The sequence below is a fragment of the Maricaulis sp. genome (assembly GCF_030149425.1).
Lineage (GTDB): Bacteria > Pseudomonadota > Alphaproteobacteria > Caulobacterales > Maricaulaceae > Maricaulis.
Genome location: NZ_JASBRQ010000037.1, coordinates 1 through 23,587 on the forward strand (window position 1 = coordinate 1; position 23,587 = coordinate 23,587).

The 23,587-nt window shown below is 60.5% G+C and carries 21 protein-coding genes, 1 tRNA gene and 3 pseudogenes; 7 read left to right on the forward strand and 18 right to left on the reverse strand.

What is annotated here, in order from left to right:
• Both Q1V57_RS05625 and Q1V57_RS05630 read left to right on the forward strand, forming a co-directional pair.
• Window positions 1-218 (forward strand): annotated as a pseudogene (locus Q1V57_RS05625) (CarD family transcriptional regulator); the annotation flags it as partial.
• A gap of 130 nt (window positions 219-348) precedes the next feature.
• Complete coding sequence (locus Q1V57_RS05630; protein WP_300528459.1) at window positions 349-1,263, forward strand: RNA polymerase factor sigma-32; 915 nt, start codon at window positions 349-351, stop codon at window positions 1,261-1,263.
• Here the strand turns inward: Q1V57_RS05630 and Q1V57_RS05635 are convergent.
• Complete coding sequence (locus tag Q1V57_RS05635) at window positions 1,260-2,033, reverse strand: thermonuclease family protein (protein WP_300528462.1); 774 nt, start codon at window positions 2,031-2,033, stop codon at window positions 1,260-1,262. The genes Q1V57_RS05630 and Q1V57_RS05635 overlap by 4 nt on opposite strands.
• 152 nt (window positions 2,034-2,185) lie before the next feature.
• On the opposite strand from Q1V57_RS05635, the gene Q1V57_RS05640 reads away from it, so the two are divergent.
• Window positions 2,186-2,734: a methyl-accepting chemotaxis protein gene (locus Q1V57_RS05640; RefSeq protein WP_300528464.1), complete on the forward strand. Its 549-nt coding sequence runs from the start codon at window positions 2,186-2,188 to the stop codon at window positions 2,732-2,734.
• An 82-nt stretch (window positions 2,735-2,816) separates the two neighbouring features.
• On the opposite strand, the gene Q1V57_RS05645 is transcribed toward Q1V57_RS05640, so the two are convergent.
• Window positions 2,817-4,133, reverse strand: a complete 1,317-nt coding sequence (locus Q1V57_RS05645) for a cyanophycin synthetase (RefSeq protein ID WP_300528467.1) — start codon at window positions 4,131-4,133, stop codon at window positions 2,817-2,819.
• Window positions 4,133-4,939: an ATP-grasp domain-containing protein gene (locus Q1V57_RS05650; RefSeq protein WP_300528469.1), complete on the reverse strand. Its 807-nt coding sequence runs from the start codon at window positions 4,937-4,939 to the stop codon at window positions 4,133-4,135. The genes Q1V57_RS05645 and Q1V57_RS05650 overlap by 1 nt, the downstream gene beginning before the upstream one ends.
• Before the next feature lie 141 nt (window positions 4,940-5,080).
• Here Q1V57_RS05650 and Q1V57_RS05655 point away from each other — a divergent pair, with 141 nt between their 5' ends.
• The 4 genes from Q1V57_RS05655 to Q1V57_RS05670 all read left to right on the forward strand — a co-directional run bounded on the left by Q1V57_RS05655 (window position 5,081) and on the right by Q1V57_RS05670 (window position 8,441).
• Complete coding sequence (locus Q1V57_RS05655) at window positions 5,081-5,740, forward strand: hypothetical protein (RefSeq protein ID WP_300528471.1); 660 nt, start codon at window positions 5,081-5,083, stop codon at window positions 5,738-5,740.
• Between the two features lie 47 nt (window positions 5,741-5,787).
• A tRNA-Arg gene (locus tag Q1V57_RS05660) sits at window positions 5,788-5,864 on the forward strand.
• Between the two features lie 129 nt (window positions 5,865-5,993).
• Window positions 5,994-8,135, forward strand: coding sequence for a nitrate- and nitrite sensing domain-containing protein (locus tag Q1V57_RS05665; RefSeq protein ID WP_300528473.1), 2,142 nt, complete (start codon window positions 5,994-5,996; stop codon window positions 8,133-8,135).
• A 3-nt stretch (window positions 8,136-8,138) separates the two neighbouring features.
• On the forward strand, window positions 8,139-8,441 hold the full coding sequence (locus Q1V57_RS05670) for an STAS domain-containing protein (protein ID WP_300528475.1): 303 nt from the start codon (window positions 8,139-8,141) through the stop codon (window positions 8,439-8,441).
• A 102-nt stretch (window positions 8,442-8,543) separates the two neighbouring features.
• Here Q1V57_RS05670 and Q1V57_RS05675 read toward each other — a convergent pair whose 3' ends face one another.
• The 15 genes and pseudogenes from Q1V57_RS05675 to Q1V57_RS05740 form a co-directional block, all read right to left on the reverse strand.
• Window positions 8,544-10,472 carry a hybrid sensor histidine kinase/response regulator gene (locus Q1V57_RS05675; protein ID WP_300528478.1) on the reverse strand — a complete coding sequence of 643 codons (1,929 nt, stop codon included), beginning with the start codon at window positions 10,470-10,472 and terminating at the stop codon, window positions 8,544-8,546.
• Window positions 10,473-10,657: 185 nt separating this feature from the next.
• On the reverse strand, window positions 10,658-11,452 hold the full coding sequence (gene pgeF / locus Q1V57_RS05680; RefSeq protein WP_300528481.1) for a peptidoglycan editing factor PgeF: 795 nt from the start codon (window positions 11,450-11,452) through the stop codon (window positions 10,658-10,660).
• A 32-nt stretch (window positions 11,453-11,484) separates the two neighbouring features.
• Window positions 11,485-12,927, reverse strand: coding sequence for a protein adenylyltransferase SelO family protein (locus Q1V57_RS05685; RefSeq protein ID WP_300528484.1), 1,443 nt, complete (start codon window positions 12,925-12,927; stop codon window positions 11,485-11,487).
• Window positions 12,928-12,966: 39 nt separating this feature from the next.
• Window positions 12,967-13,890: an alpha/beta hydrolase gene (locus Q1V57_RS05690; RefSeq protein WP_300528487.1), complete on the reverse strand. Its 924-nt coding sequence runs from the start codon at window positions 13,888-13,890 to the stop codon at window positions 12,967-12,969.
• Window positions 13,891-13,946: 56 nt separating this feature from the next.
• A complete protein-coding gene (locus tag Q1V57_RS05695; protein ID WP_300528490.1) occupies window positions 13,947-14,171 on the reverse strand; it encodes a hypothetical protein in 225 nt (74 codons plus the stop codon).
• Window positions 14,172-14,301: 130 nt separating this feature from the next.
• The gene (locus Q1V57_RS05700; protein WP_300528494.1) at window positions 14,302-14,895 is read right to left on the reverse strand and encodes a DUF924 family protein; all 594 of its coding nucleotides are present in this window, start codon (window positions 14,893-14,895) and stop codon (window positions 14,302-14,304) included.
• Window positions 14,892-16,682: a long-chain-acyl-CoA synthetase gene (locus tag Q1V57_RS05705; RefSeq protein ID WP_300528497.1), complete on the reverse strand. Its 1,791-nt coding sequence runs from the start codon at window positions 16,680-16,682 to the stop codon at window positions 14,892-14,894. The genes Q1V57_RS05700 and Q1V57_RS05705 overlap by 4 nt, the downstream gene beginning before the upstream one ends.
• A 140-nt stretch (window positions 16,683-16,822) precedes the next feature.
• Window positions 16,823-17,713 carry a DUF417 family protein gene (locus Q1V57_RS05710; protein ID WP_300528500.1) on the reverse strand — a complete coding sequence of 297 codons (891 nt, stop codon included), beginning with the start codon at window positions 17,711-17,713 and terminating at the stop codon, window positions 16,823-16,825.
• 120 nt (window positions 17,714-17,833) lie between these two features.
• Window positions 17,834-18,259 carry a hypothetical protein gene (locus tag Q1V57_RS05715; protein ID WP_300528502.1) on the reverse strand — a complete coding sequence of 142 codons (426 nt, stop codon included), beginning with the start codon at window positions 18,257-18,259 and terminating at the stop codon, window positions 17,834-17,836.
• A gap of 925 nt (window positions 18,260-19,184) precedes the next feature.
• Window positions 19,185-20,138, reverse strand: coding sequence for an RHS repeat-associated core domain-containing protein (locus tag Q1V57_RS05720; RefSeq protein WP_300528504.1), 954 nt, complete (start codon window positions 20,136-20,138; stop codon window positions 19,185-19,187).
• An 850-nt stretch (window positions 20,139-20,988) separates the two neighbouring features.
• Window positions 20,989-21,477, reverse strand: a complete 489-nt coding sequence (locus Q1V57_RS05725) for a hypothetical protein (protein ID WP_300528507.1) — start codon at window positions 21,475-21,477, stop codon at window positions 20,989-20,991.
• Window positions 21,478-21,606: 129 nt separating this feature from the next.
• Window positions 21,607-21,711: pseudogene (locus tag Q1V57_RS15895) on the reverse strand (RHS repeat-associated core domain-containing protein); the annotation flags it as partial.
• A gap of 452 nt (window positions 21,712-22,163) precedes the next feature.
• Window positions 22,164-22,442 (reverse strand): hypothetical protein, encoded by a 279-nt coding sequence (locus tag Q1V57_RS15900; RefSeq protein ID WP_366145086.1) that lies wholly within the window; start codon window positions 22,440-22,442, stop codon window positions 22,164-22,166.
• Window positions 22,443-22,738: 296 nt separating this feature from the next.
• A complete protein-coding gene (locus tag Q1V57_RS05735; RefSeq protein ID WP_300528511.1) occupies window positions 22,739-22,969 on the reverse strand; it encodes a hypothetical protein in 231 nt (76 codons plus the stop codon).
• A pseudogene (locus tag Q1V57_RS05740) lies at window positions 22,969-23,587 on the reverse strand (hypothetical protein); the annotation flags it as partial. The pseudogene Q1V57_RS05740 and the gene Q1V57_RS05735, both read right to left, overlap by 1 nt.

Here is a 23,587-nt window from a genome sequence, read left to right on the forward strand (position 1 = left end):
ATGAAGCCAAGATCAATTCCGGCGATCTGATCATGATCGCCGAGGTCGTGCGCGATCTGCACCGGGCCGAAGACCAGCCGGAACAATCCTATTCCGAGCGTCAGCTTTATGAGAGCGCCCTGGACCGCATGGTCCGCGAACTCGCGGCTGTAGAAAATATCGAGCACGAAAAAGCACGCGAAATGCTGTCCGCTTCGCTGCTCAAAAAAGCTGCCTAAACAACCATTTGGCTAGCTAAGACTGGAACGCCCGGTGCCCCGCACCGGGCGTTTTATATTCTAATACACATATCGGACTGATCCGCTCTTGAAAGTCCTACGTACGGACTAGGAGAAAGGAATTGTCACGATGGATAAAAACACCGCGCACGCCTCCACCCCGCGTTCCTCCTCCGACACCGACGCTGGTCAACAGCGCTTCGTCAAAGCTGCTATGGCGGAGGCGCTTCTTTCCCGCGAGGAAGAGATTGATCTGGCGCTGCGCTGGCGAGACCATCGAGACGAACGGGCCATGCACAAGCTGACCAAAGCGCATATGCGTCTGGTCATCGCGGTGGCTGCCAAATATCGCCGCTACGGCCTGCCCTTCTCCGACCTGATCCAGGAAGGCAATATCGGCCTGATGAAGGCGGTTGAGCGCTTCGAGCCGGAGCGCGAAGTGCGCTTTTCCACCTATGTGACCTGGTGGATCCGCTCCTGCATCCAGGATTATGTCCTGCGCAACTGGTCGATCGTGCGGACCGGAACCACCTCGGCGCAGAAATCCCTGTTCTTCAATCTGCGCCGCCTGCGCGCCCAGATCGGCGATGTTGATGGTGCTGGCCTGACCCCGGAAAATCGCGCCTGGATCGCCAAGGAATTGCGCGTGCGCGAGGAGGACGTGTCGTCGATGGCGGACCGCCTCTCCGCCGCCGACCGGTCGCTCAATGCACCGGTGGGTGATGATGAGCAGTCGCAATGGCAGGACTTCCTGGTCGACGAATCCATGGCACCGGAAGACGCGGTGATGGATTCCACCGATAGCGAACGCCGCAAGGTCTGGCTCGGTGACGCCCTGTCGAAACTGTCCGAGCGTGAGCAATACATCATCCGCGAGCGCCGCCTGCAAGAAGATGGCTCGACCCTGGAAGCGCTGGGCAAAGTGCTGGGCATATCCAAGGAACGCGTGCGCCAGATCGAGAGTGCGGCCATGCAGAAACTCAAATCTGCCCTGGTCACCCGTCTCGGCGATCCCTACGAGATCGAGCTGATCCCGACCCGCTAATCCTCCAGGCGTTCGAGCCGGCCGGGATAGGCAAGCCGGATCATCGGGCCGTTTTCATCGATGATCACACCCCGCACCCGGACTCGATAGGTTTCCAGGGCGGAGATCGTGTCGCGATCGAAGCGGTCAGCAAAACGCTCATCAATACGGATGGTAAAATCGGTGCGCCAGTCGGCGCCGAAATTGATGTAGGTGCGGCCATTATCCAGCCGCGTCACGTCCATGACCCGGCCCTCCACCAGCTGTAAGGTTCCCAGATCCTGGATCAGCCGGTCCGGATTGGGGTCGCGAATCCCATGCGCCGGATCGGCCCACAGGCCGCGCCGCGCGGACCGGGCGCGCTGTTCCGCCGCAAGCAGGGCCGGCGCATAGGCATCGGTATCGCCATAGGCCAGAAAACGCGCCAAGCCCGCTTCGATCAGCGCCTCCTGCACCCAGACGCGCCCGCCATCAGGGCCGGCCGCGCCGATGACCACCTGCCCGATAAGCCGTTGATAGCGGTCCCGGCTTTCATCACCTGATAAGATCTCAACGGACTTTCCGGCGGCTTGGGCCTCAAGCCAGGCTTGGGCTTCGCGTTCGAGCGGGGTGTTGACCGCACCCAGCCGGACCTCGACTTCATCTGCCTCCCGGGCGATCTGCAAACTCAAAGGCCCGGTGATCGCCACCACCCGGCCCGGCTCACCCTCACCCGGATCGGAACGCCTGTCCTGGGCGCAGGCGGGAAGCCCCCAAAGAGCACAAACCATGATGATAACGAGCGCGCGCATGACACCTCCCAGAGCTTTTCATCAATATACTCGTAATAGGTGTATTTATGTGTGATCACCATCACGCCGGCGCCGGCGCCGGCGCGGTTAACCCTTCCTTTTGAAAATCGCCATTAACCTTGTTCCGACTCACCACACGGGAATTCCACGCCATGAACGCCTATGCTTTCGACGAGACTTCCGAGCCCTACGCCAGCGGAAGTGATAACAGCCACGCCATCGCCGAAGCGGTAGGCGAAACTGCCCAACGCGCCAGCCAGGGCGCCGAGGCGGCCCAGGTCGCTTTTGATGCCATGAACCAGGTCGAGGAAAGCAGCCAGGTGCTCGAGCGCCGGGTCGAAGCGCTGACCGATGCCTCGCAGCGCATCAACGCCATCCTGTCGACCATTGAGGCGATTGCCAGCCAGACCAATCTCTTGGCCCTCAACGCAACGATCGAGGCGGCTCGCGCCGGTGAAGCCGGACGCGGTTTCGCGGTCGTTGCCGGTGAGGTCAAGGCGCTGGCCGGTCAGACGGCCAAGGCCACCGAGGATATCGCCAGCCGCATTTCCGCGCTCGATAATGAGGTCAAGGAAATCCTCGAGGGCGTTCGCGCCTCCGGAGCATCGGTTGCGCGCGGCAAGGAAGCCGTTGACCAAATGACCGCGGCGACGCGCGAAGTGGCCGAACAGCTCGGCACGCTGCGCAGCCAGGTCGGCTAAGCCCGATCCCGACCTGATCAATGCAAACGGCCCGCCTTGATGGCGGGCCGTTTCATTTTGCCGGCCTGCCGGCGCCGCAGTCTTAATCAAACGCGAGAGAGGCTGCGCCCTGCCCGGTCAGCTCGGCGCGCAAGGCACCGGCCCAGAACAAGCCACCCAGCCCGGCGATATGGCGGATCCCAGTCCTGCGCGCCATGGCATCGCCCCGCACAAGGGCCTCAGCGGCATTCGCGGCGATCTCGATCTCGGCGGCCGGGTTGGCTTCAAGCAGGATTGCAGCTGCCTCTTCAGGCGTCAGGCTACGATGAGCCGGCGCCAGGATGAAATGATCAAAGCGGCCTGCCAGCGCCCGTAACAGGGACCTGTAATCCTTGTCCTGCGAAACAGCGACCAGTGCCAGGGCCGGTGCCCCAGCAAGCAGAGCATCGATATCGCCAAGCACCGCTGACATCGCAGCCGGTGTATGCGCCGCGTCTAGCAGAAGGGACGGCTCGCGGTCGAAAACCTCCATTCGTCCCGGATTGCTTAATCCCGCCATCGCTTGGGCGAAGGCCTCAGCAACCCGGTCCGGGGCTTCGCCCTTGAGCCGCTGGTGCAGTAGCGCCAGGGCGAGCGCAGCATTGTCGGCCTGATGGCGGCCGTGCAGGGCGGTGCGGATGGCAAGGCCGTGGCCGGCAAAATCGAGCTCGAACCGTGCGGTGTCCCAGGCGTCAGCGAAGGAAGCGACGGCTATGCGCTCAGCACTCCACTCAATAACGATATCCTTGCGCACCGCGGCCGTTTCCAGCGCCGGCCGCAACAGCGCCAGGCTGGGCCCGGCGATGATCCGTCCGCCCGGCGGGCAGATATCGAGCTTGTCGAGGGCGATCTCCTGCAGGCTGTTCCCCAGCAGCCCGGTATGTTCAAGATCGACCGAGACCAGGGCGCTCAGCGGCGCCTTCAACAGCCGCACCGGGTCATAGCGGCCGCCAATACCGACCTCGAACACCAGATCATCGAGATCATTGCGGGCAAACAACAGGCAGGCGGTCAGGAAACTTGCTTCGAAAGCGCCGACCGCCTCGCCATCTGTTTCTTCCCGGTATTGCCGGATGGCCTCATCCACGCGCTGTTCGGCCGCAAGAATAGCCGCATCATCAAGTGCCCGGCCGTCAATCTCATAGCGTTCGTTGAAGGCAAACAGGTGCGGTGAGGTAAACATGGCGGTGCGGCGCCCGCTGGCCCGAAGGCCCGCCGCCAGCATGCGCGCGACACTGCCCTTGCCATTGCTCCCGGCAATGGCGATCGAGCGCGCCCCCAGCGCGGCGATATCAATATCCAGCAGAGCGCCCAGCCGGGCGGTCCGCGCCAGGCCAATCCCATCACCAAAGCGGGGAAGCTGAAGACTTGAAGATTGCATCAGGCGGCCAGCAGGCGCGTCAGCATGCGCTCCCAGATACCGATACCGATCTCATCGAGCTCCAGCATTTGCAGCGAATCCAGCGCCGGATTGCAATTCACCTCGACAATCCGCATCGACCCATCGGCCAGAACGAAAATATCGATCCCGGCGATGGCCAAGTCGAGCGCCTCGGCGGCGTCGAGCGCCAGCGCGGCAAGCGTCTGCCGCGGTGTCAGCGTGAACTCGACGGGTTTTGCCCCCGCTGCCAGATTGGCCGCCTGCGCCGCATCCGCGGGCTGCTTGCGGTAGGAAAACAGGGCTGTGCCGTGCTCGACAAAGACCCGGTACTCGTCCGCCTCGACGATGTCCTGCACCAGGATCTGGTCAATCTCGTCTGCAACCAGCGTCACATAGGCGCGCATCTTCTCGGCCGTGTGCACGATCTGGGCATGACGCCCCTTGGAGCCCTGATTGGGTTTGACGAAACAGGGATAGCCCAGCCGGTCTATATGGTCCGCGATCTCGCGACTGGCATCGCGAAACTCGGCAAAGCGCGTATTGGCGAAGAAAAGCTGCCCACCCAGATTGGGCAAGCCGGCCCGGTCCAGCACGACATTGGTGAAGGCCTTGTCGCGGGCGATATGGTCGGCGGTCGCACTATTGACCGGATAGGCGCTGATCTTGCCGTCGCCGAGATGGACACGCCGCCCGTCATGCTCGACCTCAACCAGATAGCCACTGCCCCGGTCGAGATCGCGGAATGTATAGCCCAGGCGTTCGGCAGCGCGGCGGGCCAGGGTGATGCGATAGGGAATGACGGGCATGTCGCGCGGGCGGCCTGTAATTGGTGCAAGACCTGACCCATGGCATTGATCACCGGCCCATGGCAATCCTTTCAACGCCGCACCGGAGGCAAACGGCAATGCGATTGACTTCACCGGCGCGGCACGGTGTTGATAGGCCTGATGTCGAGTATCACCCCGCAATCCCTGCGCGCCCGCGAAGACCGCGCGCTTTTCTTCCCGCCAGTGCGGGAAATCCGGCTGATATTTGCGCTCTTCTGGCCGCTGGCCGGATCCGCCTTCTTTGCCTTCCTGAGCTATTTTCTCGGCCTTGAGGAGATATCAACCGCGCTTACCGTGATCGCGATCGGACTGTTTCTGGTCACCTGGATCGCCTTCATCCGCATTCTCACCGCCCGCTCGGAATTGCCGGCCAATATCCCGGATCATTATGCCGACGGCTCGCTACCGCTGCGGTTTCAGCCCGAGATCGGCTGGCAGGCGATGAAGCTGGTTGCCCGCACCCTGATCATGCTGGTGGGTGTAGCGATCGTGGCCGGCCTGCTGATCGGCATTTTTGAAGGGTGGGATGACTTGCTGACCGGCTGGCAGGGGATCGGTCCCTTCATGCTGGGTGGAGCGGCCGCGAGTACGCTGATCACGGTTCCGGTCAACGCTCTGGTATTCAGCAAGTACGGCCTGGTTGAGTGGGCCCAGCGCGATCGCGATGGGGGCCTGCCCAAAGCGCTAATCGAGCGCCGCAACTTGGCTGCCAAAGCGCTCATCGAGGCCTATCCCGGCATCAGCCCGCTGGAAGCAGATCCCCTGCCCCGCAAAGCGTAGCGCCCGGCTTGCGCAAAGCCGCCAATTGCACCAGAAAAACAGGGTGCGGCCCCGTAGCTCAGGTGGATAGAGCGACGGATTCCTAATCCGTAGGCCACAGGTTCGAATCCTGTCGGGGTCGCCAGTTTCCCTATGGTTATAGAATATGAGCAGATGCCGCAGGAATTGTGCGGGCTCGCCTCCCCGGCCTTAGGTTTTCAGAAACTACAAATTGAGACGTTTTCGCCCGAGATTTAAAACCCGGAGCGGATCCATGCGCTTTTTCACCCCCTCAATCATGCACCGCCTCGGAGCCGCGGTCGGTGTTCCGGTGATCGGCCTTCTGGTGTTCGCATTCATGTTTGTCGGGTCCCAGCAACGCCAATCGGCGGAAATGGCACGCCTGGCCGAGCTTACCGCTTTTGGTGGCAATATCAGCGCTGTGATCCACGAACTGCAACGTGAGCGCGGCAACACGGCGGGTTTTATCGGATCCCAAGGTGGAGAAGTTTTTCGTGACAGACTCGCACGGCAGCGCGACGTAACCGACCGCGTTATTGCTCAGTATTACCAGGCGTTCGAAGCTAAGAATCTGGCCCTCTATTCGGAAGCATATGCGGCGCAGGTCGAGCGCGCCAATGATCTGCTCGAAGCCATTGCGGCTCACCGTGACGCTGTTGACGCATTACAGATCAATCTTGGCGCCGGCGTGGCGCCCTATACGACGACCATCAACGCCTTCCTTGAAGCCTATGTCGAAGAGGTCCACGAATCCCGCGATGCGGAGATGACCGAGGGCATGATCAGCTTGCTCAACCTGATGGAAGCCAAGGAGAATGCCGGTATCGAACGGGCTATCGGCGCCAACTCTTTCGGTCAGGCCGCTGTACCGCGTTCCAACCACCAGCGCGTCTATAATCTGCGCGCGGCTCAGGACGCCTATATCCATGAATTCAAGATGGTGATGGGTGAGACGTGGGCAGCAAGGTTCGATGAGACCATTGCGCCGACCCAGGCGGAGGTCGACCGCTTCCGTGCCATTCTCGTTGAGGCAGGCTATGGCGCAGCGGTGCCGGAAGGCCAGGGCGGCGCCTGGTTCGACGCCTCGACGCGTCGCATCGACGCGATGATGGAAGTCGAGACCGAGTTCAATCAGTATCTCTATGACCAGGCCCAAGAAAAGCTCGCCACCTCGAACCGCGCAACTCTGATCGTCTTCGCCGTCGCCCTTCTCGTTACGATCGGCACGATCTGGCTCTCAGTGGTTGTAACCCTGGGCGTGGTTTCACCGATCAAACGCATCGCGACCAATCTCGATGACATCACGCAGGGCTGCGACAAGATCGACATTAAGGGTGCCGAACGCCAAGACGAAATCGGCTCACTGGCCCGCGCCGCCAAGGCTTTCCTGGCCGATAGTGCCCAGCGCCGCATGCTGGAACGCAAACAAGCCGAGCAGGAAAAAGCGTCGCTGGAACAACGCACGACGATGATGCGCACCATGTCGGAAGAAGTTGAATCGTCCTCGGAGCGCTCGCTCGGCCGTGTGGTCACCTCCGCCACCGATATCCGCGAACGGGCCATGTCGGTCCGGGAGAGCCTGGTTACGGCCTCGGAAACCGCCCAGACCATGGTCGATGAAGCCACCCGCTCGCGCGAACAATCCGGCGAAGCCGCCGAACAGGCCGACCAGCTGATTGTCGCCATCAATGAAGTGACCGAACAGATCACCCGCAGCGATGAACTCGCCCGCGACGCCGTGCAGCGCGCGGAGGTGTCCAGCCAGACCGTCGGCGAATTGCGCGACGCGGCCTCGCAGATCGGCAATTTTGTTGAGATCATCAATGACCTGGCTGAGCAGACCAATTTGCTCGCCCTCAATGCCACGATCGAAGCCGCCCGTGCCGGTGAGGCCGGCAAGGGCTTTGCCGTCGTGGCCTCGGAGGTGAAGGCCCTGGCCTCCCAGACCAACAAATCGGCATCGGAAATTCACGAGCGCGTCGCCGGCATTCAGGACCGCACGGCCGAGGCTGTGGACGCGATCAGCGCGATTTCCGGCTCCATCGCGACCTTGAGCGAGGTCACCACTGCGGTCTCTGCCGCGATGGAAGAACAGCGGGCATCAACGGAGAGTTTCCGGACCTTCGTGGAGGAAACCCGCCAAGCCACCGGCCGTGTCGCCGGCGGCGTACAGAGCATTAGCGAGGCTGCGGAGAAGGCAGCGAGCGAGGCCCGCGAATTCGCCGGTACGGCGGAGGATATGGCGGATATGTCCGAGCTTGCCCGCCACGAAATCCCGCGTATCGTGACTGCAGCGTCTCAGCGCGCCGAGCAAGAAGCGGCCCGTTTGCAGACTCAATTCAACTACTCGGACAGCGATGATGACGCGTCCGAAAATTCAGTATTGTGGAGCTGATCTATGGAAGCGAATAAATCCGTTGCGGCGGGCGTTGCCAGTGTCAATCTGAGCGGCAAGCTGACCTTTGACGATCGCGAAGGCATGCGCGAGCTGCTGACCATGACACAGGACGGCGACATTAGCAGTGTCAGCTATGATCTCGGTGGCCTCACCGCGATCGACTCGGCCGGGATCGGCATGCTGCTGATGGCGAATGACCGCTTTTCTCGCGCCGGGAAATCCTTTTCCATCAAAGGCGCAACCGGAGATGTGAAATCGAGCCTGGACCTGGCCAAGGTCAACGACCTTATCCCCTCCGGCTAAACCCTGCACATGACTTGCCCTGCCAGCTGCGCCCCGGCGCGGCGGCAGGGCGAAGTGCGTCTGGTCTCCGGGCGGCCGCGCTATTGAACGCGCTTGGCTGGCCTATTGAGCCCCGCTGACGAAGCTGCGCACGCGATCCAGCAAGCCCTCAGGATCGAAGGGCTTGGTCAGCACCTCCTGCGCTCCGACAGCAGCCATTTTCGACGGCAATGATGGGTCGGCACTGGCCGTCACGACGATCACCGGCGTCTTGCAATTGGGGTGATCATCGCGCCGTAAATGCCCCAGCATTTCTTCCCCGGTCATCACCGGCATCTGCAGATCGAGCAGGATCAGGGCCGTTTCCGGCGCGCTCTTGAGCGCATCGAGCCCCTGTTGGCCGTTCCAGGCCGAGGTCACCTCATAGCCCTCCAGCTCCAGAACACCGCGCATGACAGCCTGGTTGGTTGCATTGTCCTCGACGACCAGGATCTGCGGGGCGGCCGCTGTGGCGCTTTTCTCAAGCACCTCAAGCTCGTCCTCGGAATCCAGGGGATCACCGGCATTAAGCGGCCAGTCGAGGACAAAACGTGACCCTTCACCCTCTTGGCTAGAAAAGCCGATGCGCGCGCCCTGCTGTTCGACAATACCTTTGACGATGCTGAGCCCCAGCCCGGAGCCGCCATGAGCGCGGCTATCCGATCCATCGCCCTGCTGAAACCGTTCAAACACGCGGTCCTGGGCCTCGGCGGGGATGCCGCAGCCGGTGTCTTCCACCTCGACCCGGATCGTATTGCGGCCGAGCAGACGGGCCGTAAACCGGACCGTGCCGGTATCGGTGAACTTGATGGCATTGCCCAGGAGGTTGATCAGGACCTGGCGCAGGCGTTTGGGATCACCCTGCGCCGTGACCGTCTCACCGGCATTGAACCCGGTCTTGAACTCGATGGGTTTTTGCGCCGCAGCCCCGCGCACCGCGTCAGCGGCACCGTTGAAGACATCGCGGAGCCGGAAGGCTTCATAGGCGAGGACAATTTCACCGGCTTCGATGCGGGAAATGTCCAGTACATCCTCGACCAGGCTGCGCAATACCGTCCCGCTGGCACCGATATCGGCGACATACATGTTCTGGCGTTCGTCCAGCCCCGTGCGTTGCAGCAAATGGGTCATCCCCAAAATACCGTTCAACGGGGTGCGCATTTCATGACTCATATTGGCCAGGAACTGCGACTTCGCCGCACTCGCCCTATCCGCCTCGTCACGCGCCGCTTTGAGGTCGGCCTCATAGGCGATCTGATCACTGATATCCTGCACTGACCCGACCATACGGATCAGCTCGCCCTCCGCATCACGCTGGGCCGATCCTCGGGCACGGATATCGACATAATGGCCCTGCGCATGCTTGAGGCGATATTCGATCGTGTAGGGAATGTCGCGCTCGAGGTGATCATTGACCGCGGTGAGCACGCGGTCGCGATCATCGGGATGGAGGCGGCTTTCAAAAGCCGAGAAATCGCCGCTGAACTCCGCCTCGGTGATCCCGACGATATTCATGAATTCCTGCGACCAGTAGAGCGCCTCGGTACGCACATCCCAGTCCCAAACTCCGATCAGGGAGACCGATGCGGCTATCTCGAAGCGGCGCTCTGCCTCCACGATGCGCTGTTCAGCGAGAATGCGGTCGGTGACATCGCGCTGCACAGCCAGCCAGAAGTGAAACCAGCCGGTTTCATCGGCAATCGGCACGATGTCGAGTTCGACAAAAACCCGACGGCCGTCTTTGGTGTAATTGGTCACCACCTCGCGTACCCGGTCCCAGCGGTCGAGCCTCTCCGTGATGCGCCGGCCGACTTCAGGATCGAAATCATCACGTTGAAGCATGCGCGGTGTTTGCCCGATCACCTCCTCGGGCTGATACCCCATCATCGCCGTGAACGCCCTGTTGCACCAAAGAATTCTGGGCCCCGGAATCCGGAAGGGCTCAGCCTCGGTGATCAGGATCGCATCGCTGCAGTAATCGCCAATCCTCTCTATAACACTTTCAAGTTGCATAGAAATCTGGCCCGCGCTCGACTCGATTCAAGACACGCTAAAGCCCATGGTGGCAAATAGCTACACAATTTCATTGTGGTTTATGTCCAGGCAAAGGCTCGCGGCCAGACCCGGCCCATCCTTGCGCCCGATTCATTCCTGGAATTCGTCAGTAGACACACAGTCCAAGCGCTCAATGTCGCTGATCAAAGTGCCACTCCACGTAACGCGATGATACCGCCCTGGCCGCCAAACTGGCCGCTCTCGCCGCGATGATGTGATCGGCGAGCCGAGAAGAAGCGCGTTTCATCGCTATAGGTGCAGTGCGGCAGCTGCGTGAGATGCTCCGGCGCAATGCCCGCCGCCCTTAATTGATGCGCACAGGCAGCAGCAACATCGAGCTGGGCGCCGCCGTCTTCGTCACGCAGCGACAAGACCGGATCGGGAAACCCGGTTTCAAACTGCGCCACGACTTCCGGGCCGACACGATACTGACCGGCCGATACGCTCGGCCCGATGGCAACGCGAAGGTCTGCGGGCTTGGAGCCATAGTGCTGTGCCATGGCCGCAACGGTTGCTTCGACGATATTCTGGACCGTGCCGCGCCAACCGGAATGAATGGCGGCGACAGCGCCATTCTCCGGATCATGCATGAGAATAGGCGTGCAATCGGCGGTCTGGCACACCAGGCCAATACCCGGCTTATCCGTCATCAGGGCATCGGCCTCGCCCGCAGGCTGTTCGCCCAGCGGCGGCGCATCAATGGCAATCACATCGCAGCCATGCACCTGTTTGGCAAAGACCAGATAGTCGAGCCCGAGGGCTTCGCGGACGCGGCGGCGGTTCTCGCTGACATGGTCGGCACTGTCACCGCGCGACCGGGTCAGATTGAGGCTGGCATAGGGCCCGGCGCTGACGCCGCCCGGACGGGTGGTGAAAGCGTGGATCAGACGGTCATGTTCCAATACCGGTGCGGTGAGGAATTCGATCTGCGATGTCATACGGATATCACTCTCAGCCACCCGCCCCGCGGTCAAGCCGCCGGTACAAATCCGCGACGGCCAGCCCCGAGATCATAGGCCTCGCGCGCGTCGGCTATCCGACCCAGCGTCTGGTGCAGTTGCGACCAGTCATCGCCCTCGGCAATCGCCGCCCAGTCCGCCTCGACCTTGTCGATCACCATATGAACCGGTGCCTCACTGGCGAAATAGGCATGCTGCAGGCGCTCCGGACGTACGGGCTCATGCTGGTACAACGCATCCTGCCAGGTCTTGAACAGCTCGCCGGTATAGCGCTTGCCGCGCGCCCCGGACATTGCCCGCCCGGCGCTGGCTTCACCGCCGAACCAGTCAAAGAATGCCGCCTCCCAGGGCAGTTGGGTGGGCTGCATGAAGCCGAGGAAAGCCCGCACCATCGCCTCGTCATTATCCCGCCCGGCCGACTGCACGCCGAAACGGGCCAGGAAGGCATCGAGCAAGGCCAGGCGATAGACCGCCGGGAAGGTGGCGAGCACGGCCTCGAGCTGTTTGGCGTCGCCGCTCAGGGACAGGGCGCCGGCAAATTGCTGCAGGGCCCAGAACACGGCCTCGGGCTGGCGGGCATAGGCATAGAGCCCGCTATGGTCAAAGTAGGCCGCCGTGAAGCCTGGCTCGTAATGCGGCAGGAAACGCCACGGCCCGTAGTCGAAGCTTTCGCCGGTGACGTTGAGATTATCGGTATTGAGCACGCCATGGACAAAGCCCGCCGCCATCCAGCTCGCCGCCAGCCGCGCGCTGGCGCCCACGACCTGCTCGAGCAGGGCAGAGGGCGCATCAGCAGCATCAGCTTGGTCGGGGTAGTAGTTTTCCAGCGCATGGCCGATCAGCTGATCGATCCGGTCCTCGGCGCCCTCATAGGCGTGCCGCTGAAATGTGCCAAAGCGCATATGTGAATGGCCCAGGCGGGTCAGTACCGCTGAGCGCGTCGGCGAGGGCTCGTCATTGCGATGCAAATCCTCACCGGTCTCGAAAACCGCGAAAGTCTTGGAGGTGTAGACCCCGAGCGCCTCGAGCATTTCCGTGGCCATGATCTCGCGCACGGCCCCCTTCAATGTCAGCCGGCCATCACCGGCGCGGGACCAGGGGGTTTGCCCCGAGCCCTTGGTGGCGAGATCGAGCAAACGGCCGTGCTGGTCCCGTAGCTGGGCAAACAGGAAACCGCGTCCATCGCCGAGCTCGGGATTATAGGTGCGGAATTGATGGCCGTGATAGCGCATGGCGCGCGGCCGCTGCTGATTGTCCGGCAACGCATCAAAGCGCTGGAAATGGGCGATGCGCTCATCCGCCGTCAGCGCATCCAGCCCGGTCTGCCCGGCCCAGCGGGCATTCCAGAAGCGCTCGGTCGCCTGCGGGAAATCGGCCGGATCAACGGCATCGGAGAAGTCATCGCCTAGGGCGGCGAAACGCGGATCGGGGCGGTAGGTCGAAGAAAGGCTCATGGCCTCCAGCTAGGGTGCCGGAGGGGGGAAAGCAATGGCTCACTCGCGCAGGGCATCACCCAGGGCCAGGGCCGCCTGGTTGACCAGCGCCTTGGTGCCGGGAAGCACTGCAGTGAGATTGAAATAGCCATGCGGCAGGGCCCGGCCGAGCGTGTACTGCGCATCCACCCCGGCCGCGTGCAGACGGTCGCGATAGGCTTGGCCCTCATCGAGCAGAGGGTCGAGCTCGGCAGCGAAAATCGCCGCGTCCGGAAGCCCGGCAAGATCATTCTCCAGCAGGGGCGAGACGCGCGTATCGTGCGCCCGCTCTTCCTCGACCACATAGGCCCGCACGATCTGGTCCAGGGTGAAGGCGGAGAGCAAATGCCCCTCGGTCGCCTTCAGCTTGGCTTTGCGGCGCTCCACCAGCTGTAGCAGCGGGTAGATCAATAACTGGAAGCGCAACCGGTCGCGGCGCTGTTGGCCCAGCATGGCCGCCAGCCCGCCGCCCGCACTATCACCGGCGACGGCAAGCCGCTGCGGATCTGCCCCGACGGTCTCAGCCCCCTCACCGGCCAGCCAGTCGAACCCGGCCAGCACATCCTCGACCGCAGCCGGGAAGGCATGCTCGGGCGCCAGCCGGTAATCCAGCGCCAGCACCCGCACACCGCTGATCGCCGCCAGGCGCCGGCAGAGCGGGTCATGCGTGTCGAGATCGCCGATGACATAGCCTCCGCCATGCAGGAAGAGCACGGTCGGGGCCGGAGCACTGGAACCCTGGGGGATGTAGAGCCTGGCCGGGCGCTCACCGGCCGGACCCGGCACGCTGAGATCTCGAACCTCCTCGAGCGGCGGCGCCTTGGCATCAAGGTGCGGCGCAGCCCGGCGCAAGGCGTCACGCATGCCCGGTGCGGTATGCGCCGGGTCAAGCGGGTCGGGCAATTTGTACTTGGCGAGGGCTTCAGCCCAGGGCGTCGTTTCCATACTGTCCCGATATCACGCCGTGAGAGGCATGCAAGAGGACATCAGGCCGCGCTGGATTAGTGCAGGACAGGTGCAAACTCGCGGCCGATCCGGCCCGCCACCGCATCCTCGACCACCGAGCGGAGAATGCGCCACGCATCCGCGCTTTCCGGGCTACCTTCCTCGTCCAGCTCATGGGCGGCCTGTTCGGCCACGCCGATCGCCTGCGCACCATGCAGATCAAACAGCGTCCAGGCGATCTGGTGCATATCCTGGGCGGTGATGGTGACTTGGACGGACATAAAGGCGGCTCCGGTTGATCGTTTGATCCTTAAAGAGCAAGCCCGGGGCCAAACCTGCGCACCAATATTTTCAATCAAATCAATTGGTTGAATGCAAAGGGCGAAACCCGGAACCGAGTCGAGACTGCCGTCAGGAGGATTTTGCCGAGTCTTTTCGACCGGGTGCATAACCGCCGGAGGTCAGGTATTCGGTCTCCGCCCCTGTGGTCTCCCGCCCCAACGCATCATTGCGATAGGGGAAACGGCCAAAGCGCTCGATGACCTCGCGGTGCATGCGCGCATGGCGCAGCGTATTGTCCTGCTCCAGACGGCTCCCGGCGAGCTCGACGCAGAGATCCTGGTCAGCCAGGTCTTCGGAATGCATGAAGGGCATGTAGATGAAGTCGCGCCGGTCGGCCCGGATCGCCCAGTCAAAGCCGCGCTCGATCATGTCCAGCGACACGGCCCGGGCCTGGTCATCATAGGCAAAGGCCCGACCCGATCCGCGCCAGATATTGCGCGGGAACTGGTCGAACAACAGCACCAGGGCGAGCGCACTGCCGGGGTCGCCGAGCCAGGGATGTCCGCCCTGGTTGAAGCGGGCCGAATGACGCTCGACCGCACGGGCAAAGCGACGCCGCACCACAGCATCAAAGGCTGCGCTGACCGCATACCATTTCTTGGGGCCGGCGGTGTCGAACCAGAATTCGAGGATCTCGTCGGCAGTCGGCTCGAGCACGCTCATACGCGCACTTTACCGCCCACAATCTGCTCATACAGCTCGGCCGTCAGACGCACATATTTGCCGATCGTCGGATGGTCGAAATAGAGCGGGTCGGTGATCTTTTTGGGATCAAAGCCCTCCTTGACCAGATCGACCTTGCGCAGTTTGAACGTGCCGGTCGTGTCGCCGACCTCCTGCAGGCGCAGGAAGAGCGGGCGGGCAAAAGTCGGCAGCGATTTGTGGATGTGCTCGCGCAGCTGTTCGAGATCGATCTGCGCCTGCGCAACGAGCGCCGCCATGCCGGCACGGCCGCCATATCCCTCGACTTCGACGCCATAGACATTGGCCTGCTCGATACCGTCAAAGCTCAGCGCCTCGGCGACTTCGCCGGTCGCAACATTCTCCGATTTCCAGCGGAAAGTATCACCCACACGGTCGACGAAATAATAATAGCCCAGCGCGTCGCGGCTCATCAGGTCACCGGTCCGGAACCAGGCATCGCCCGGCTCATAGACATCGCGCAGGATTTTCTTTTCGGTGTCTTCCTTGGAGCCGTAACCATCGAAGCGGAAACGGGCATCCTCCGGATCAATCCGGCCGATCGCCTCGCCCACCTCACCCGGTTCACAGCGGATGCAATGGCCGTTTTCGCTGCGCACCGGTGCTTCGGCGTCCATGTCGAACTTGACAAGGTCGATATTGAACCGGTGTTTCAGATAGCTCGGCACACGGCCGACCGCGCCGGGCTGGTTCATGGCGTTGACGAGGCCGACATTGCCTTCGGTCGAACCGTAGAACTCGACAATATCGGGAACATTGAAGCGCGCCTGGAAACTGTCCCAGACATCGCGGCGCATGCCATTACCGATAGCGCAGCGCAGGGTGTGGTTCTGCTCTTCCGGAACGGAGGGCGAGTTGACCAGGAAGCGGCACAGCTCACCGACATACATGAACAGTGTCGCCTTGTGCCGCTGAACGTCCGGCCAGAAGGAGGAGGCTGAGAATTTCGGGCGCAGGATCAGCGCGCCACCATAGGACAGCGCGCAACCGACGCCGCACAGGCCGCCGGTGGCATGGTAGAGCGGCAGCACCATCATCATCCGGTCGGTCTCGCGCGACTTGGAGATCAGGGCGAAGGTGTTGAGATAATAGAGCGCGCGGATATGGGTCATCAGCGCGGCCTTGGGCAGACCGGTCGTGCCCGAGGTGAACATCTTCAGCACCGCATGGCTGGGCTCGACACCGTCGCGCACGCTGCGATCCGGGCGGGCATCGGACTGCTCTGCGAGGGCCGCGGCGAAGTCACCGCCCCACTCGGCTGCACCCTCCAGCCGCCAGGCCTTGGCCTGCAGCTCACCTTCCTGCTCAGCGGAGATGTATTGCGCGGACAATTCCTCGGCGACGATGATGTGCTTGGTGTCACCGATGGCAATGCAATGCGCCAGCGAGCGGCCCGCCAGCTGGGTGTTCAACAGGGAGGTGACCACGCCGACCTTGGATAGGCCGAACCAGATGGCGATGTATTGCCAGCAATTGGGCACGAACAGCCCCACCGTATCGCCGGGCTCAAGCCCTTCAGCGCGGGCCCAGTGCGCTACGCGGTTCGCATAGGCGTCGAACGCGGCATAGCTGATCTCACCCTCATCGGTGATGGCCATCGGCCGGTCGGGGAATTTATCGACAGTGTTTTCAATATGATCGGGCACACGTGCGCCCGAGCCCGGACCCACTTTCTTGATGCCGCCGAGAACCCGCAGCATACCGCTCAAATATCTGAACTCGCGACCAATCGCGTTCAGCACACCCATCTCGTCTCTCCCCTGTCGACCGGAATTGCCCGTGTCACAAGGCTAAAACGATACGTCGCGGCCCCGTTTGGTCAAGCAAACGCGCCCGTGCCAACGACACATGTGAAGCGCATTTCAGACTGTTACGAAGAAAATTTGCGTCAAGCGCGGCGACCGAAGCGATATTCGCGAAATTCTGCCCACAGCGCCGTGCAGACGGCGAGCAGGGCGAGGTCCTTGATCAGGAATTGCCCGGTCCGGCTCAAAGCGGGGAAGCCACCCAGATCCGCCTCCCAGCTGCCGGAGAAACTGGCCATGAAGCTCAAGGTCAGAACGAAGGTAAAAGCCGCCGCGGCCAGGCCATAGCCGTAGAGCCGCCGGTTGAACCAGTGCCCCGCCAGGAGCACCACCGTGACCAGTTCAATGACGCCGATCGCATTGGAGATCACCTGGATATCGACCAGGTTGAGCGACCAGGAGAAAAACGGGCTGGTCCGGATCAGCGGTTCAATGCCGCGCGCCTCGACAGCGGTGAATTTCATCGCCCCGATCCAGGCCAGGACGATCAGCAAACCCGCCAGCATGACCGGCCGCGCCCATTGCCGCGTATCGGAATGGCGGTTGGAAAACATGCGCGAGCTGTCGAAACTCCCCGCCCACATCGCCAGGCCCAGTATGCCGATATATTTCAACAATCCCTGCCCGGTGCCGATGGCGGGAAACCCGCCGGCGCTTTCAATCCAGACCGGATTGGTGAGAAAGGCGCTGAGCGCCACAACACAATGCACGCCCAGCATGATGAAACCGATGCGGCGGAAACTCCCGGTCGGCAAGGGCGCCCCGATCAGAAGCGCCATGATGATCTGATAAACGCCGACCGCCTTGGCCGCCGAGCTGGCCTGGTCGACCAGACCGGACAGCAGCACATGACCGCCAATCCAGCCGGCCATGGTGGCATCGCCAACCGGGGTGAAATTCATCACCCCCATCCACAGGAAGATCAGCGCCAGCGACCCGCGTGCCAGCAAAACCGCATTTGTCGTCGAGATCATCACCGGCTCCCCAAGGCCACCAGAGCAAGGCTAGCAGAGGGAATGATTCGAAACGAGGGGTGAGCGGGAGGGGAATGGGCCGGACCATGCCCTCATCAAAAAAACGGGGATAGGTCCCCTTTAATGACGCGCCACCCCGCGAAACGAATGAGAAATCAGGACGGAAAAATTGGTACGTGTCCCTGTTTTTTTTCGCGAGCGGGTCTCGACATTGTTCATTCGCAAGGTGATCTGGCCGCGCACATCGTTGGCGACGGTAAAATCCAGCCCGAGTGCCTCACCGATAATCTGGTTTACGACCGCTTCAATCTCAGCATTGCGATAGGTGGCACTTACGGGATCGGCAAGCCGGTCGGGGCCTCGACGCAGCGGCTGATCATCCGAGCGGATAAAATCGCCATTGCCATACGTGATCTCTGGTTCGGTTTGGGGCGAAACTGTTTGCGCGCTGGCCTGCGTCACGACACCGGTCATGGCCAGCGCCATCGCCGCCAACACCACTCCACTCAGAACTCGTTCAAAAGGGTTTTTCAAGGCGTAGAACACGCGCGCCGCCCACCATAATTGAGGGCCCAGACATCTTGCGCATCCGGTCTCCTCGCACCACTCAAGCGCGGCTGAGATCGCCTGCGCACGCTAGGCGTAGCAGGGGTTCATCAAGCGAGCAAGGTGAGTATGAAGTGGGTTTTGAAGGTGGTTGGGGAGAACGGCGGGGGCCCCAGCTGACTGGCGCGTCTACCCGGTGAAACATCGGAACACGTCGCAGTTTATTCTCAAATCAACATATAGCTGAGAGATTGAGGCGTAGAAAATGTGTCCGTCCCAGCTTTTTGCGACGCGACTTCGGGTTGGGGGTAACTTCGGTTAGCGGGCGAACCAACTAGCCCGGTGATCACTGTCGAACTCGTGCTGACGAGCTTCGCACATCGGATCCCAGACAATCTCGTCAGCTCTATCGAGGGACATGTTTGAGACTATCGACCGGTACACCTCACGCTCTCTTGCATTAGACCACGTGTACGAAACATGGACAAAAGCCGGCCAATCGTAGCCTGTTACGGCTACCAGGTCAGATCGAGCGACAGACGATTGTTGCTGCTGAGCCACAGCATAGTGCACGATAGCTTCAGGGGCATCGGACGAAAGCCCCACCCGCAGCCTCCTATCGTCAATTGGGGTGAAGTCAGCGACGTTCGGTGCATTGCCCTCATAAATCCTGATCTCCATCTCCGAAAACTCGCGACTTAATCCAGAAATTCGGTGGACAAAAAAATCACCCACGGGGTCAACGCGCCGAATATCGGTGCCAAGCGGTAGATCTAAGCAAAATCCGTGACTGAAATAGTCACAGCACCTATTCAAATCTTCAGCGCCATCAGCACGAGCGCACGAAGACACCGTCATTGCGCAAATACAGGATAAAACAACACTTAGATTATTCTTGAAACGCCACATTTTCCTGAAACACCCCTTAATCGCACCTAACTTGACCGCATTCTGCGATATTTTCCGATTCTATTCGACCGCTCACAGAATAGACTCCAGTCCCCCTTGGAAGGTCCTGAGTGGAAAATGGCCCTTCGGCTTGTGTTGGCGCATTCTGGTCGATGTGAATAACTTTGTTCGCGCCGTTGTTGATAAACGCATCAATATCGCGCTCTTCCACGGCGCCGTAAGGCTCGGCCATGAAATTACCCTCCCAGCCCGCATGGGGCGAAGACGAGGCCCTGCCATTTGCGCCTCTAGTTTCGTTGTAACGGTCGCGCAGGCCTAGCAAATGACCCGTCTCGTGACGTATGGTGTTGGTACTGCTGTTACCAAAAACTGTCGCTCGTCTTCCGCCAAGAATCGCATGCGCGCGTCCCCTACCGGCTCGGACGTTGAACAAATTGGTTGTGGCATCGTTTGGGTCAGAAAGGACAGCAGTGACGGTCACGTTGTAGCGGCCGTGTTGGCCCGATAGAGCGCGAATACCTGCAGCGACGCGCGCCTCCATAGCAGGCGTAGCGCCAAAGCCTGTCACCGCGTAATTGACCCTAATCTCAACGTTATGCCCGTCTACGATGATGATTCCCTCCAACCCTGTAGGATCTGTCGCATTTAGCGGGTTGTTCCCCACATAAGCATAAAGATTCCACTGGTCCGCGTACCCGATCGGGTCCACCTGCAAGAACCGTCCGAGATCAGCGTCGTAGTATCGGGCCCGGTAGTAATACAGCCTCGTCTCGGCGTCATAGCGGCGGCCAGTATAGCGGAAAGGGTTGCCCGTCGCATTGCCGACCATTTCCACGCCGAAGGGCGTGTAGAAGAAGCGCTGCTGGATGGCGCCGGTATTATCGGTGACGGCGAGAACATTGCCCAGGCGGTCTGAGAAATAATACAGCGCAATCGGCCCGGAAAAAAACGGGGACACGTACCCTTTCATGGTGCGCTACCCCGCAAAACGAGTGAGAAATCAGTACGGAAAAATTGGTACGTGTCCCCGTTTTTCCTGCTCCTAACTGACCAGCGCCCGCGACTTTGTATAGAAGACCGGCGCCCCCAGCCATAGCCCCTCCCAATACTACGCCATTACGCACCGCCTCATAGAATCTGGTCTCGGCCATATGGTAAGCGCAACCCAGACTTCTCTCGGCAACACGTATTATTTCATCGGTTAGCGGCGGATACTCCTCGAACGGAGACGGCAGGTGAACATGCTCTTCGCTCCCTTTCGCATCTTCATGATTCACCGCTGCCGTACAATCCGGATCCAAGAGACAGTCAGTTACCTCATCGCCGTTGGGCTCATGCTCCAGTGGCTCTTCTTCAGACTCGGGAGGATGTCGCCTCTCTCCGGTAGGGTCAACAAAACCTATGGGTTCGTTCCCGACATTGGCATAGGGGAATTTGGCGCAGGGACAGCCGCGCCCCGGGAAACAGGCCAGCCAGGTCATCATCGCTTCATGCTTATGGTCGTAGACGTAGAATTTGTCGTTCGCGGTGCTTTCTTACTGAGGGTTATGATCTGATAATTGCGAGATCACGACCGATACCGCCGACGGTAGCGATTAAACTTGCTGTTGTTGAAAAATCGCCAAACCCGAAACGCGGCGAAATGAGTCAGCACCGGAATGCTTGCTATGCCTGCAAACCGAATGGGATCAACGTGAATCATTGGATCCAACAATTCGGAACCGACCCACAAAAATACAAACAACAACGTTGACGCGATGTACATTCGCCAACTCACAATACCAAACGGTATAGATCGAGCCCGGAGGCATGCTTTCATTTTATTGCCCCTCTGTCTCATACGTGATGTTCACGTCCGGTAAATCGTTCACATGAGATGACCCGCATGCTGGGTCTCCGGGGCAGGTAATGATTGTTTCTTCGCGCACGATAAAGTCCGTCATATTCCCGTCTTCATCATACACGGCTTCTCCACGCATGTGCCGATATTGAGTAGCCTCTTGGGCTTCTGCTGCACCACCGCCAAATATTCCATCCCGCACGCGATCCCAAAGCCCGAGATAGGCTTTCGCTACTCTTACAACCGGCTGAGCAACGACCGCACCCATTCCCTCAGCACCCTTTTGAGCAAACCAGCGACCAACTGGACCAAGTTCTCGGTTTGAACGTCGTGCATAGGCCGCCCAAAAACTCCGCCCTACCCTATTGCCAATACCGCCTCCAAGCGTTCCCCAAGCTGCACCTTGAAGACTTGCGCTGCCAACAGCATTCCAATCGGCCTGGTTTCTAATTGCCGTCAGCGTAGCCAATGACACCCACCCATCCTCTGGTCTTTCGATGCGACCAGATTGCGCCTGCGACCAAATCTCGCCACCGGCCCCCATAGCAGCCCCAATACAGGTGCCTGTTGTCGGCGGAACGATACACAGCCCACTCGGATCAGTCGCATTCAGCGGGTTGTTCCCCACATAAGCATACAAATTCCACTGATCCGCATACCCGATCGGGTCCACCTGCAGGAACCGCCCGAGATCCGCGTCATAGTAACGAGCCCAGGAAAAAACGGGGACACGTACCCTTTTATGGCGCGCTACCCCACAAGAACGAGTGAGAAATCAGTACGGAAAAATTGGTACGTGTCCCCGTTTTTCTTTTATGCGTCCAATTTGCACGCACCCAGATTCACGCAGCCAGAACCGATAAAAAACCGTTCTCAGCTTTCCAAAAACGCAGCGCTGATCTGGATGAGATTTAGCGAGCCCAGAGCCGCGAATACGGGGCGGGCTCGACGATATGACGAACTCCCTAGTCCGCAGGAACACCTTCACAGATTTCGCTCTCGTAGTTCCACGCCCCTCCGGCGTCCAGGCAGCGGTCTACATCATCGAAGAAGAAATGCGCACCACTGATGAAGAACAACAGAACCGCCCCACCAAGCAGAGCAACGAAGATTATAACGATAGCGAGCAACGACTTTCTCACGAGCCCCTCCACATCAATAATTTGGCGGAAGACCATTCGGTCGGTGATGAGAACATGTGGCCTGACAGGTTTGGTTCGGATTGTTGCGGGCGCCAGTGCGGCCGTCCTGATTGGCTATTTGATCTGCCTGGCTGGCAGACGGTGGATCACCCTTGATATTCTGGTCGACCCACTCCCGGAGGTCACTGATGGTTTCAGCAACATCTTCACCGACCGGGCCTTCTAGGGTCGCCTCGCAGTTAGCGACACAATGGAAATACTTGTCGCCTCCAATCGTGTTCGCGTCGCGCATGTCTTCGTAGTTATCAACGAAATGGTCAACTGCTGAAATCGCCTGGAAAAAACGGGGACACGTACCCTTTCATGGCGCGCTACCCCGCAAAACGAGTGAGAAATCAGTACGGAAAAATTGGTACGTGTCCCCGTTTTTTTTTACCAGACCGGCTATCCGCTTGGGCAAGATGACTGGATCGACGCGCTGGGGACCAAATCGAAGCTGAGACTGCGACCGGGCCGGAGCGGTAAGGGGAAATGGGTACGTGTCCCTGTTTATTGAACCAAGGGTCGAGGATGATCACCCCGTACTCCTCAGCGCAACCAACGCGGCCATTCCTCCAGCACCCATTGATCCTTTGTGATGCCAAAGTCCTCTTCGCCAACCAGCATCGCTATATCCAGGGTGTCCTGAAGTTCATCACGATAGGAAACCGTCGCGTCGCCTCGCAGGAAGAACACATAAAACCCTTCGGGCCACTCTTCGATTCGCAGCGTTATCTTCTCGCCGTCTTTGTGGACTGAAGCCGTGTAGCCAAGTTTCATCAATCATCCTCGCGGAATTCGTAGCGATGCCGGTCGCCTGCATCTCGGTAGCGCCCACTTGGCGTTTGTCGCTCCAAATGGGCATGGGGTGGCGCGCCATCAGCTTGCTGGAAGTCTACGCGATATCTGTTGCCAGTCTCACCGACCGCGACGAAGCCGGCATCATCGCTTCGCTTAACGTCAAACGATCCCCCGAGAAACTCGGTAACATCATCGGCGATCTGCTCAATCCTATTGCCTGAGCCAGCAGCGCTCCCGCCAACGTCATCAGCGGCACCGGTGACTGCTCGCGCCACATCATCACCATGGCTGGCAATGTTTCGTGCAACCGCTGCCCCGCCGTGCGTGCCACCAACCGCATCAACCAGCAGTCCAGCGGTCTGCCCAGCTTCAATACCGGCCTGGCCCATGGTGGTGTTCGAGGTCGGCTCTGTAATCGTAACATCCGGATGCAACCCGAGAGGCGCCATCACGGTTGTAACGAACCCTTCAGCGGCCCCAACCGCAGCGTCTGTGATCGTACCGGTTTCTTGCTGCCCACATCCGTGGTGGGTGCAGTCCTGCATCATCCCCGTCGGATCTGTTGCGTTAAGCGGATTATTCCCGACATACGCATAG